This window comes from Herbiconiux flava, from assembly GCF_013409865.1.
GTDB classification, from domain to species: domain Bacteria; phylum Actinomycetota; class Actinomycetes; order Actinomycetales; family Microbacteriaceae; genus Herbiconiux; species Herbiconiux flava.
The window spans coordinates 3,625,174-3,637,342 of sequence record NZ_JACCBM010000001.1 but is presented as its reverse complement, the minus strand read 5'-3'; the positions used below and the strand labels follow the sequence as shown (position 1 = coordinate 3,637,342).

The window sequence follows — 12,169 nt, the reverse complement described above, 5'->3', positions numbered from 1 at the left end:
GTGTTCCACCCTCGAAAGGAGCTCACATGCCGAAAGGCGAGTGGTACGACGAAGACTCGATCCGCGAAGTGTGGGCCGACGCCCCGCTGGACGTGGAGGTGTGTGAGCTCATCGTGGACTCCGCTCTAGAAGAGGTGCAGCACTACCTCTCGTGGAAGACCGGAGACCCGGTGCTGGCCCGCCACCGGCTCGGCCAGCTGCAACACACGAAGAACCTGTGGAACGCGCAGCGCGTCTCACCAGGCGGCACCGTGGGCGAAGGCGATTTCGTCATCACCCCGCACCCGCTGGACTGGTCCGTGAAACAGCGCCTCAACCCCAAGAGCAACGTGCCGGTAATCGGATGACCCAGGCACGCGCCCTCATCGTGGACACCCTCACCGAACTGCTCCCCGATCACAAGATCGTCCGAGTGCAGCGCGATCCCGGCGTCATCGAGCGTCCCACCATCGTGATCAAGCAGTCCTCGATCATCCCCGAGCCGTCCGCCCCGCTGGCATGGCTCCGCGTGTCGTTCGTGATCACCATCGTGACCGAGCTCACTGACCCCGAGCGAGCCGAGGATGCTCTCGACGCGCTCGTGCCCGACCTGATTCGGCGCCTCGAAACTGTGCCCGCCCTCGAATTCGAGTCCGCCGTGAAGGTCTCCTACGGCCCCGACGAGAACTTCGCGTACGACCTCACCGTTCAAACCATCACCCCCAAGGAGTAACCCATGGCAGCCCCCATCGCAGTGAAGCCGATCGTTCTTCGCGACATCATCGTGTCGCTGGACGGGAAGCGATTCGAGCGCGCGGTTTCGTCCGCGGCGTTCACCCCGTCCGCGAGCACCGTCACCTGGCAGGGCGGCACCCCCGACTCGACGTTCACCGATGTCAGTCCCGCCACCTGGACGTGCGGCCTCACGTTCGCCCAGGACTGGGTCACCCCCGGTAGCCTCGCGCTCTATCTCCACGCGAACGAGGGCAAGACCGTTCCGGGTATCTTCGCCCCGCAGAACGGCATCGGGCCGACGTTCACGGCCGACATCGTGATCACGGCCGGTGCGATCGGCGGCGCGATCGGCGCCGTCCCCGAGGGCACCGTGACGCTCGGTTGCCAGGGCAAGCCGCAGATCGTTCCCGCTCCCGCCGCATGATCCAGATCGACGCGATGGAGAGCCGAGAGCTCCAAGCTCTCGTGCTCTCCATCCGTCGAGCCAACAAAGCCGTTCAGGGCAACATCCGCCGCTATACGAAAGAGCGAATCGCCCCCGAGTGGCAGCGGCTGCTCGCCCAGCACGCCGAGACCCGACTCGAGCACCGGGTGCTCGTGGAGACCTCCCGAGTCGCGGTGTCTAACCAGAACATCAAGCTGAAATCGGCCACGGTGGGCCGGTCACTTTCGGGTGGGTTGAAGCCGTCCGAGACCTACTACGCCGCCGAGTTCGGCGCGAACCGCAACAAGCAGGTGACCTATCAGACCCGCTCCCGCAAGGGCAAGGCGTACACGGTCACCCGCCGCACCACCGAGCAGCTGAGACTCCGCCGCCGACAGGGCTACGTGGTTTATCAGGCCGCCGCCGACATCATCCCCCGTATTGCCGCCCTCTGGGCACAGACCGCCGTCCGCACCTTCCGCGACGGCCTGGAAGGAAAGTCATGACCAAGGGCGTCGAAATAGACGTGGCCATGAACGTCCGCAAATTTCAGGCGGGCGCATCCGACGTGGAAGCCGGATTTGAGCAGGTCGCTGACAGCCTCGATGACCTCTCGAAGCACGGCGAGAAGGCGGGCGATGAGCTCGCGGACGGGCTGAAAGACGGCGGGAAAAAGGGCGAGGCCGCTCTGCAACGAGTAGAAGACTCGTTCCGCGACATGACCCGCGCCAGTGGGCGCGCCAGCGGTGACGTTCGCTCGGACAACGAGCGCAGCGAACGCAGCTTCAAAGAGCTAGCCGACACCGCGAAGCGCGAGACCAAGCAGGCGGGCGACGACCTGGCGCGCAACGTCAAGCGCGGCACCGACAAGGCCGAGAACGGATTTGACGACCTCAAAGACGAGGCCCGCCAGAGCGCCCGAGAGACCGCCGCCAGCTTCCGTGAAGTGAGCGACGTAGGCGACCTCATTCAGGAGACCCTCGCGAACGCATTCGTCGGGTTCGGTCCGGCCGGTGTTGCGGCTGGCATCGCGGGCGCGGTGGGATTCGGCCTGCTGGTCGAGGCAATTAGCTCGGGCGCCGACCAGAACGAGCAGCGGGTGCAGGACATGTACGACGACATGATCCAGTCCGGCAATGACTTCCTCTCGACCGAGCTCGTCTCCCAGGGCATCCAGAACATCCAGAAGAACACCGCCGAATACGCCCAGGCGCAGCAGGACGCCGCTGACACGGGCGTATCGCTGTCCACGGTTCTCCTGGCCATGGCCGGGGATACGGAGGCGCTGAACGCCGTCCAGACCGTCCGAGCCGAGAAAATGACGGAGTTGCAGCAGAAGCAGCAGGAACACATCGCCACGACCACGACCGAGGATGAAACCCTCGCGGCTCAGATCAACACGCTGGAAACGATGGGGCTCCGGTACGACAGCGTGGCGTCGAGCACGGAGACGGCCTCCGCGAAGGTAGACATCTACCGACAGGCCATGGAGCAGGCGGGCGGCGCGAGCGAAGGTGCCAGCGCCAAAATTCAGGGCGTCATCGACAAGGTGAACGCGCTCCCGCCGAACCGCACAATTCGCATCGACGTGGACGACTCCGCGCTGGAAGCGGCGATCACTCGACAGCAGGGCCGGACGATCCAGATCAACGTCGATGGCCAGATCACCCGAATCGGAAATCAGGTCTACTGATGATCACCATCACCGCGTCCGCGGGCGGCTACGTGCTCCGCCCTCTTCTCGTTCTCGGCTACACGTGGACCCTGAACGCCCGGAACAACATCCACCCGCTTGTCGGTAGCGCATCCCCCGCCGTGACCGTCCGCCCCGCGACCCTTCGCAGCGGCACCCTCCGCTTACTCTTCGCCAACGAGCAGCAGGCCGCCGCCGCCGAGCTCGTGCACTCGCTCGGCTCTGCCCTGACTCTCGCGGACAGCGACCGTCTCTCGGCCGGGATGACCTACCACCCCACGGGGCGCATCGAGATTGCACTCGATCCCGAGACACGCAGCCGGTGGATCGTCTCGGTCGATTTTCAGGCGGTGGCGCCGTGATCGGCGACGCCGACGTGAGCTCTCACAGCTGGGAAGCATGGCTGATCGTAGAGGGCGGCCCCGAGTTCCATCGCTCGCCCATATCCGGCAGTTTCACCCTCGATGAGTCGTGGTCACCGTTCGGCCAAGGCCAACTCGTCTTTGACCTCGACACCTGCCCCGAGCTCGCCGCTCTCGATCCCGACGGCACCCAATACATGTGGCTGGACATGACGCAGAGCTATGGGACCGCTCTCCGGCTGGGCGATTTCTCGAGGGTTCACTGGGGCGTTGCTGACGTGTCGGCCGCGCAGGGCGACGAGCCGGTGTCCGACCTGTCAACGTTCTTCCGCACGTTCGGCTACGGCGGCGAAGCGGAACCGGCCGATGACGTACGGCGTCGATTCCCGCGCCTCATGGTTCGATCGCGTGAGACAGACCCGGTAGCGGGCACCGTCACCATCGGGGTGTCCACTCTCGACGCCGTGCTGCAGGACCGCGCCCACGCCTCCGATACGGTGCCCGAACTATTCCCCCCGGCCGGGATGACAAAGGTTCTCGATCTAGTCAACTGGGTTCTATCCTCGACCGCGTTCGATCAGGTCGCGGTTACGGCGGACAACGCCGAGACCGCCACGTTCTCGCGCGAGGAGAACCCTTGGAGCACCGGCACCACCGCGATTGAGTACCTGAGCCCGATCCTGCAACGCGCAGACCTGCTGCTCTATTGCGAACCGAACGGCCTCTGGACCCTTCGGCGCGCGGCCGTTCCGATTGCCGCTCTCCCTCAGGCAGCCACCCTCTCGGGCGCCTCCACGGTCGTGTCGGTGCAAGAGCGCATCGACATGGACCGCACGGTAACCCAGTCGGTGCTCGTGATCTACGAATGGACCGATAGCGACGGGCAGCGGCAGACCCGCTACGACGCCGCACAGCTGCCCGGCCAGGACACCCGCCGCCCGTTGGTCGTCCGCTATGAGCGCCCGTTTCCAGGCAGTGGCGCCGCCGCCCGCATCCTCTCTCAGGTCGCCCGCCGCCGCCGCGCCGTGCCTGTCGATGCCGTCTCGGACTACCGGGTGAGCCCCGGCATGCAGCTGGACGTGATCGTTCCGCAGGTTCTCGTGCGATGCCGGGTCCGATCGATCACCTGGACCATCCCGGAGGACCGAATGTCCATCACCACCCGCGACGTAGAAGCCCTACCCGACGACAACTAGGAGAGACACACCATGGCAACAGGAGCCGGATACATCGACCCGGAGTCGAATCTCCTCATGCTCGGAGAGGCCGACTTAGCCCCTCAGGGTCAGTTTTCCGAACTGATCAACCAGATCACTCGCACGGTCGCGGCTGTCAACAAAACCCGCTTTCTCCGTAACCGGGTGAACGTGCAGGACTTCGGCGCGACCGGCGCCGGACTCAGCCACGACGACGGCCCCGCGATCCTCGCTGCTCTAGCCGAGCTCCGCTCGCGCGGCTCGACCGGGGGCGCCCTGTACTTCCCGCCCGCCAAGGGCGCCGGATACTGGTCGGCGTCGCCGTTCGTGGTCGAAGACCCGTTCGTGTCAGTCATCGGTGACCGCGCCCGAATGATCCAAGAAATGATCATCGGCAAAGCCGGGGTGGAAGCCGGGGATTACAACCCGGTGCAGCACATGAACGTTGTCGTCACCGGCATGGTGTGGCGCTACACGAAGATCATTGCGAACCGGCACTGCCTCACCGTGCGGAACTCCCGCCAGGTCGCGATCTACGACAACGAATTCACCTTCGGGGACTACGGGGTGAACATCGCTGCCCCGCTCGGCGCCGCCTTCCACTCTCTCGCCGGTATCCGCGTCTTCTCGAACAAATTCGAGACCTGCACCAAGCCCATCAACGGCAGCGACTCGAACCTGTGGAAGGACGCCGCGATCTCGGATTGCATGGTCACCGGCAACATGATCCTGGGCGCCCAGGTGACCAATATCTGGTTCCAGCAGGTGGACGGTATTCAGGTGCTCGGCAACACCACCTTCATGACCGGCTACCTGTCGAAGAACGACGATCCGCTACCCGCAGGGCTGCTCTCCAAAGAGCACAGCATCTACATTGGCTCGTCCAACGGTGTGCAGATCCACGGAAACAACCTCTTCGAAGCGGGCCTGGAATCGATCTACCTCGACAACGCCCGCGGGGTGAACGTCACCGACAACTGGTGCGCCCGCCCCGGTCAGAAAGACCTCCGATCCGGCATTAAGGTGCTTCGCCTCGGCACCGCCGAAATCGTCGTGGCGAACAACCGAATCACCCTCCCGACCCGGCACGGCGTCGAGCTGTGGAGCGTGCCCGGAACCACCGACGACCGCAGCACTGGCCCGACCCCGAACCTGACCGGCAACGTCAACCGGTACGAAGCCGACACCCCGACCTACTGGGGGCCGTCGCTTATCACCCCGGCGCCGCCCGCGATCGGCTCGATCACGCACGCACTCATCTACGTGGACGCCGGATACACCGGCCCGCTCCCCGACGTCGGCCTGCACCACAACACCGCCGAGGGCCAGCTGATCCGCCTCGACCCGCTCAGCCCCGGCATTTCGTCCTACTCCCGGCTCGGGCCGTGGTCGGCCCTGGCCTCGAAGCGCCCGACCAGCGTCACTTTCACCGCGGGCCAGGTGCAGAACGTCGCCACCCTGAAAGACGCCGCGAACCTCACCGGCCATTTCGGGGGGATTCTCGTCGTCACCGTGAAGCGAACTCAGTCGAGCTCCGCCAAGACCAGCAGCTACGTGCTGCACGTGGCGCGAACCGCCACGACCGAACAGGTGAACGTGATCAGCCAACTCGGTCTTGTGGCGGGCGCGGCCGTCGATGACCCGTCCTTCACCTTCGCGATTTCGAACAGTGTGCTCCGCGCCACCGCCGTGGGTGCCACGGCCGGAACCTTCCAATTCAGCTACACCACCGCCGACAACCTGCTAACCGTCTAGGAGTCACCATGACACTCATCGACCCGTCCGCCTCCATTGATCGCGCCCTCAGCATCGGCAGGTGGCGAGCGTCCGGCCTCTGCCTCGATTTCGTGGACTGGGCCATGGGCCGCCCCGGCTCCCGCCTGGGCGACAACGGCGGCCCCCCGAACGGCGCCTGGACCGAGGCGAAAGACGGCTACTACTTCTCGAACTACAAGCACGAGGGCGACATGTACCCGCCCCCCGGCGTGCCCTGCTACTGGGAGACCGGCCCGTCCGGCAACACCGCCGGTCACATCGTCATCTCACTGGGTGACGGCTGGTGCCGCACCACGGACTACGCAGGCGCAGCGTCCGTGTCCACCCAGACGATCGAGTCGATCACCCGAGCCCGCCGAGGCGGCTACCTGGGTTGGACCGAAGACTACGGCGGCAACCCGATCGCCGGTATCCAATCGCTCGAGGCCACCCCGGCCCCCGAGTCCATCCCCGAGCCGACCCCCGGTCGGCCAATCCGAAGGAGAGTACCCATGTTTCTGATCTGGTTCACGAGCGGAGTCGGCGCGGTCGTCGGCATCACCGGCAAGCGCAAGGGGCTCGGCCCCGACGAGTTCGACCTGATGAAGCGCGCCCTCTACGGCCGCCAGTCGGGAGGGAAGACGTTCGACTTCGAGCCGGACACCTTCACCGACGCCGAGGCCGAGACCATCTCGCGTATCACCGCCGAGGTGAACGCGTGAACAAGACCGTCGTATTCGTCTGCTTCATCATCCTGGCCGCGGTCGGCCTGACGGGCGCCGTCGTCATTCTGATCATCAAGCCCGAGGCGTCGGCCACGTTCACGACTCTGCTCGTGACCGTGCTCGGCCTCGCAGTCTCCGCGGCCGGCACGTTCTACGCGCTCGGCAAGCAGGGCGAGAAGCTCGACACGATCGCCCGGCAGACGAACGGCACCACGAGCGCCATCGTGAACGAGAACATCCGCCTGACCCGGCTGCTGGCCGAGCGGGGCACCGCGCCGACCTCCGATGAAGTGGAGGTCAACGTGGGGCCGAAGCACGGCCTCTAGGCGTCGCTGTCGGCCTTGTGGAACTTCGACGTGACCAGAGACACCGCCGTGGTGCTCGTGCGCGTGTGCTCCCGCAAGGCCGACAGGATGGCTCCCCGAACCACGTAGTAGAGCACCACGAAAGTGATGACCGCGGCGATGGGGTAACCGATGAGCTCGAAGGGTGTCATGCCCGAAGGGTAGCGCCTACGCGGCCGCAGCGGCCAGCACCGCGTCGTGCAGTTCGGGTTCTTCGACCTCCGTGTAAATGTCGGTGGTCTCCGAGCTTGCGTGCCCGAGGAAGCGCTGGGTGATCCGGATGTTCCCGCCCGCGGCTTTGTGGACGCGGGTCGCGGCCGAGTGCCGGAGCATGTGGCCGGTGACGCCCTCTGGGAGCGCTCGGCTGAGCAGCTTGGACACGTGCCCGTTGGACAGGTGGCCGTCGATCTGGCCGGGGAAGAACCACCCGGCCGGGAGGCGCTGAATCCGCGCGAGCACATCGGGCGGGACCGGAACGTCGCGATCGCGCTCGCCCTTGCCGTGCACGCGGAGTATCCACCGGGGGCCCTCGCGGCGTAGGTCGCTGGTGTGGCAGAGCGACATTTCGATGCAGCGGAGCCCCATCTTGTACCCGAGCAGCACGAGCAGGGCTGAGCGCTCGTCAGCGCCCCAGAGACCGAACGCGATCGCATCGGCCGACGCCGGACGCGCGTAGCCCCGCTTGGCGGGCGCAGGTGGCGTCAGGAGTGCCGGGTTGGTCGTCATCCGGCCGGTGGAGTGCGCCCAGGTGTAGAACGACCGCAGAGCGTTGCGCGCGCCCCGCCTGGTGTTCCGTCCCCAGAGCCGATGTTCGGCCCCGAGGTAGCTCGTCAGGTCATCGACGGTGACGGCGAACGGGTCGCGCCCGGTGTCGGCCGCGAAGCGGCGCAGGCGGTATGAGTATTGCTTGATAGTGGAGTCGGGGCGGTTAGCTGAGCGCAGCCACGAGATGTAGATAGTGATCGGCTCAGCCCACGGCGCCGGTGCCATGAGCTTGTTCGACATACCTATGGTTCGTAGCCTGGCCGGATTACGCGCCGCGATCCGCTCAGAGCGAACAATCCGAACGGGTGGGTTGACCGGCACCGAACGCACGCCTACCGCTCCGAAAGCTCGTGGCAGTGGTAGCACTCCACGAACTCGGTCCCGCGGTCGTCCGTCCCGAGCGACTGCCAGTCGTGGTGCAGCGCCTCGCCCGAGCACACGAGCGGGCTCATTCCGCTTCCTCGACGGCCGCGAAGTTGGTCGGGTTGCGGGTCTCGTCTATCTCAAAGCCGATGCGCTCGCCCAGGCCGTCCCGCACTTTCGCTATCGCCTCGCGCTTCGTCCCGGCCACCACAAACTCTGTGATGACCGCGGATTCGCGGAACGAGACGTAGAACTTGCGGGTCATGCGACGAGCGCCAGGGGTGCGACGGCCGTTAAGCAGTGGGTTCTCGGTTCAAGTCCGAGGGGGTGCACCACACCGAAACCGTCCGGCCTCACGCCGGGCGGTTTCGTCGTTAACCAGGTCTTCGACGGCGTGCGTGACGATGCCGCGCCAGCGTCGAGCACAACGCCGCCCGGGGACCAGTCCGAGCGCGGCACGGACACCCAAGTGGGGGTGACCAGCGCGGGCGACTGCGGAGTAGTGCGCCGGGCACTACGCAACGCGGGGGCCGGCACTACGTAACCGCGGTGAAAGCCCCGCTGCGGGGTCGGAATTGTGAGTAGAACCTACTCAGGCGCACAGCCCAGGCGCCTGAGAAGGAGAACCCACCATGGCACCTCGAACCGGCGCGACGCCGACGTCGCGCAGCACCAGGCAGACCCTCTTCGCCCGGGGCGGCCACCGCCTGCACGGCCGCGACCGCGCGTTCGCGCAGACCGTCTCGGCCCTCACGAACCGCGGCCGCCGCTCCGTCGTGCTCGTCACCGGACGGCCGGGTGTCGGCCGAACGGCCTTCCTCGACGCGGTCGCCGAGGCCGTCGGGGCGGAGCGCACGGTGCACGTCATCCGCGGTCGCTCCGACCTCCGCGCCGTGCCGCTCGGCGCTCTGGCCCCCGTGCTGGCGGCGCTGCCCGTGAGCGGGGGTGACAGCGCCGCCGTGGTGGAGTCCCATCGCGCGATGAACGAGCCGGGCATCCTGCTGGTCGTCGACGACGCCGACCACCTCGACCCCGCCAGCCGCTGCCTGCTCGAGCAGGTCGTCAACGCCGGGCAGGCCTCGGTGCTGGTCGCCAAGGCGACCCGCGAGCTCCCCGGCGCCACCCGCGGTCGCCGCGGCGGCAGCTCCCGAGCCGGCGCCGCAACCCGGGGCACGAGCGCCCCCGCGGCGCCCCCTGCTTCCGAAGCGGCCGGGCCGGAGGCGAGCGATGCCGTGCGAGCCGCTGAGGCCGCTGGGCCGGACGAGGAGGGCGGCGGCGACGCCGGGTTCTGGCGGCACGCCGGGGTCGTGGTCGATCTGCCCCCGCTGTCGGCCGCCGACGCGCACGCCATCGTGAAGGACCGGCTGGGGCGCAGCGTCGGGTCGGCCGCCGCCGACGAGATGGTGCGCCTGTCCGCCGGCAGCACCCGCACGCTCGTCGAGCTGGCCGAGGCCGCGGTCGGCGTCTGCGACCTCGCCGACGACGCGGGCGAGTGGCGCACCGCCTGGACCGTGCTGTCCGAGGGCGTCGTCGCCTCGCTCCCCGTCGATCCGCTGGCCGCCGACGAGTTCGTCGGGGACCTCCTGGCGCTGCTCTCCGTCGCGGGCGAGCTGCCGGTCGAGCAGGGCGGGACGTCGGGCGTGAGTGCCCGGGCCACGCGGCTCGCCGAGGCGCAGGGGTACGTCCGGACGCGCACGGCGGACGGGCGCGTGTGGGTGGGGCTCGCGCATCCGCTCTTCGCAGCCGTCATGCGCAGCACGGTCTCCGAGGCCGAGCTGCCCGGGTTCTCGGCCGCCGGCGCCGACATGCTCGACGGCTACCCCGAGCACGTCGTGCGGCGCTCGCTGCTGCAGCTCGCCGCGGGGCAGCCCGTCGCCGCACCGACCCTGCTCGAGCTGGCGCGGCGCGAGCTGAGCGAGCAGCGCTACTCCACCGCGATCACGCTCGGGGCGCACGCGGTGGCGGGCGGGGCGTCCGAGCCGGTGCTCCGGGCGACCGGTGAGTACGTGCGGGCGCAGGCGCTGTCGCAGATCGGACGCATCCGCGAGGCGAGCGAATTCTTCGCCGCCGCCTGGCGGGCCGTCGAGCAGGCCGGGCCCGCGGCGCCCGAACTCTTCCTGGCGCAGCTCGCGCAGGCCGAAGGCAACCACCTCGCGTTCCGCACCCTGCAGCCCGAGCTCGCCGTCACCCGGGTCGAACCCGTGCTGGCGCACATCGGCGACGCCTCGCTGCGGGCCCTCGTCGAGTCCGACCTCGTGAAGTGGCGGCTGATGGCCGGCCAGGGGCTCTCGGCCGAGCTGGAGTCGATCTCGGTGCTCGGGCCCGTCGAGACACCCGCCGACCTGAATCTCCTCATCCTCACGGCCACGCTGCACACCATGGGCGGCAACCTCACGCTCGCCGGCGAGGCGGTCGAGCGGGGGCTCGCCGAGTGCGACCGCTTCCGCGACGTGCTGCCCAATGCCCGTGACCTCCTGCAGCTGAGCGAGGTGCTGGTGCTCTCGTTCACGGCGAGGTTCCCGGATGCTCGGGCCGCCGCTCGCGCCAATTTGGCCCGTGCGGAGGAATCGAACCCCAGCGCCCGCGGGATGTGGAAGTTCGCGCTCGCGATGATCGAGCTGCACACGGGGTCGCCGGCGCGGGCCTGGAAGTACATCCAGGAGGGGCGTCGCGACCTGGTCTGGCGGGACATCGCCGGCCTCCTCCCCACCGCCGACGCCCTGTCGGCGGCGGTCGCCGCGCGCACGGGGCGGTTCGCGATCGCGCGCAGCTGGCTCGATCAGCTCACGCCGGCCGAGGTGCGCGACCCCAAGGTCGAGCTGTACGCGTCGCTGGCTCGCGCCTGGGTGTCGGCGTCGGCGGGGCGGCCGGGGTTCGCCATCCGGAGCCTCGGGCCCGCCCTGCACAAGGCCGCCGACGGCGGGCAGCGGTACCTGGCGGCGCTCGTGGCCTACGAGGCCGTGCGCATCGAGCCGGTGGTGGGGGCGACCGTGATGCTGCCGCACCTGATCGCCGCCCGCAGCGCGTTCCCGATCTGCGAGTCGCACGCCCGGGCCGTGATCGCCCGGAACGACGTGCTGCCGATCGCGAAGGAGCTCGCCGAGGCCGGGCTGCTCGGCCCGGCGATCGACGCCGCGCGGTGGGCGGCGGACCACTCCGACGGCGACCTCGTGCGCGCCTCGCGGGCGCACCGGCTGGCCGACTCGTGGACGGTGCGGGCGGGGGTGGCGATGGCGCACCGGCGGCGGCAGACGCATCCGCGGGTCATGCCCCTGACCGATCGGGAGTGGCAGCTGGCCTCGGGAGCGGCGTCGCACCGCACCAGCGCCGAGCTGGCCGCCGAGTACGGGATCTCCGTGCGGACGGTCGACAACCACCTCGCGCGCATCTACAAGAAGCTGGGCATCGCGAGCCGGCGGGAACTCGCCGCCGAGCTGAGCGCGCTGCAGCTGGAGAACCCGTACGAGGAGTACTCGCTGACGGGGGAGTGAGGGCGGGCGCGGGCGGGACGGGTCGCGAAGTGGAGTAGGGATTACTCATCACACCCCGACCGGATCGCCGCCGAGAATGGCAGAGGCATCACGCCGGGTCATCACCGGCGCGGTCGTCGCCGGCAGACGTCGGCGTAGCCCCGTTCAATCGTCAGCTCGGGGTGGTGGGCGATCGCGCGATGACCGACGGGTGGGGGCGGCCTTCGGGTGGTCGCCTCCGCCCGTCATCCTCCGCGACAGCCACGCGGCCCGCGCGGGCCGCGTGGCCGGTCGGGCGGCGGATCCGGGTATTGCCGTGGGTGTGCGGGGAGGGCGTTGCGGGAAAGAGGCGGGGCGA

Annotated in this window: 14 protein-coding genes; 11 read left to right on the top strand and 3 right to left on the bottom strand. The window is 68.4% G+C overall.

Annotation, left to right across the window (positions count from 1 at the left end; all coding sequences use genetic code 11):
• Nucleotides 1-26 precede the first annotated feature (26 nt).
• The 10 genes from BJ984_RS17420 to BJ984_RS17375 are packed head-to-tail and all read left to right on the top strand — an operon-like array spanning nt 27 to nt 7,195.
• On the top strand, nt 27-347 hold the full coding sequence (locus BJ984_RS17420; RefSeq protein WP_179549086.1) for a hypothetical protein: 321 nt from the start codon (nt 27-29) through the stop codon (nt 345-347).
• Entirely contained in the window at nt 344-712 is a 369-nt protein-coding gene (locus BJ984_RS17415; protein WP_179549085.1) for a hypothetical protein, read from the top strand. Before BJ984_RS17420 ends, BJ984_RS17415 begins: the two co-directional genes overlap by 4 nt.
• A gap of 3 nt (nt 713-715) precedes the next feature.
• The gene (locus BJ984_RS17410) at nt 716-1,138 is read left to right on the top strand and encodes a hypothetical protein (RefSeq protein WP_179549084.1); all 423 of its coding nucleotides are present in this window, start codon (nt 716-718) and stop codon (nt 1,136-1,138) included.
• A complete protein-coding gene (locus BJ984_RS17405; RefSeq protein ID WP_179549083.1) occupies nt 1,135-1,644 on the top strand; it encodes a hypothetical protein in 510 nt (169 codons plus the stop codon). Before BJ984_RS17410 ends, BJ984_RS17405 begins: the two co-directional genes overlap by 4 nt.
• Complete coding sequence (locus BJ984_RS17400) at nt 1,641-2,831, top strand: hypothetical protein (protein WP_179549082.1); 1,191 nt, start codon at nt 1,641-1,643, stop codon at nt 2,829-2,831. The genes BJ984_RS17405 and BJ984_RS17400 overlap by 4 nt, the downstream gene beginning before the upstream one ends.
• A complete protein-coding gene (locus tag BJ984_RS17395; RefSeq protein ID WP_179549081.1) occupies nt 2,831-3,193 on the top strand; it encodes a hypothetical protein in 363 nt (120 codons plus the stop codon). Before BJ984_RS17400 ends, BJ984_RS17395 begins: the two co-directional genes overlap by 1 nt.
• Nucleotides 3,190-4,389, top strand: a complete 1,200-nt coding sequence (locus tag BJ984_RS17390; RefSeq protein ID WP_179549080.1) for a hypothetical protein — start codon at nt 3,190-3,192, stop codon at nt 4,387-4,389. Before BJ984_RS17395 ends, BJ984_RS17390 begins: the two co-directional genes overlap by 4 nt.
• A gap of 12 nt (nt 4,390-4,401) precedes the next feature.
• Nucleotides 4,402-6,144 carry a right-handed parallel beta-helix repeat-containing protein gene (locus BJ984_RS17385; protein WP_179549079.1) on the top strand — a complete coding sequence of 581 codons (1,743 nt, stop codon included), beginning with the start codon at nt 4,402-4,404 and terminating at the stop codon, nt 6,142-6,144.
• Between the two features lie 8 nt (nt 6,145-6,152).
• Nucleotides 6,153-6,866, top strand: a complete 714-nt coding sequence (locus tag BJ984_RS17380; protein WP_179549078.1) for a hypothetical protein — start codon at nt 6,153-6,155, stop codon at nt 6,864-6,866.
• A complete protein-coding gene (locus BJ984_RS17375) occupies nt 6,863-7,195 on the top strand; it encodes a hypothetical protein (RefSeq protein ID WP_179549077.1) in 333 nt (110 codons plus the stop codon). The genes BJ984_RS17380 and BJ984_RS17375 overlap by 4 nt, the downstream gene beginning before the upstream one ends.
• Here the strand turns inward: BJ984_RS17375 and BJ984_RS17370 are convergent.
• The 3 genes from BJ984_RS17370 to BJ984_RS17360 form a co-directional block, all read right to left on the bottom strand.
• Nucleotides 7,192-7,365: a hypothetical protein gene (locus BJ984_RS17370; RefSeq protein ID WP_179549076.1), complete on the bottom strand. Its 174-nt coding sequence runs from the start codon at nt 7,363-7,365 to the stop codon at nt 7,192-7,194. The two genes, BJ984_RS17375 and BJ984_RS17370, sit on opposite strands and share 4 nt — an antisense overlap.
• A 16-nt stretch (nt 7,366-7,381) precedes the next feature.
• Complete coding sequence (locus BJ984_RS17365; protein WP_179549075.1) at nt 7,382-8,218, bottom strand: tyrosine-type recombinase/integrase; 837 nt, start codon at nt 8,216-8,218, stop codon at nt 7,382-7,384.
• A 208-nt stretch (nt 8,219-8,426) separates the two neighbouring features.
• Complete coding sequence (locus BJ984_RS17360) at nt 8,427-8,606, bottom strand: hypothetical protein (protein ID WP_179549074.1); 180 nt, start codon at nt 8,604-8,606, stop codon at nt 8,427-8,429.
• Nucleotides 8,607-8,973: 367 nt separating this feature from the next.
• On the opposite strand from BJ984_RS17360, the gene BJ984_RS17355 reads away from it, so the two are divergent.
• Nucleotides 8,974-11,832: a helix-turn-helix transcriptional regulator gene (locus tag BJ984_RS17355; RefSeq protein WP_179549073.1), complete on the top strand. Its 2,859-nt coding sequence runs from the start codon at nt 8,974-8,976 to the stop codon at nt 11,830-11,832.
• The last annotated feature ends 337 nt before the right edge of the window (nt 11,833-12,169 follow it).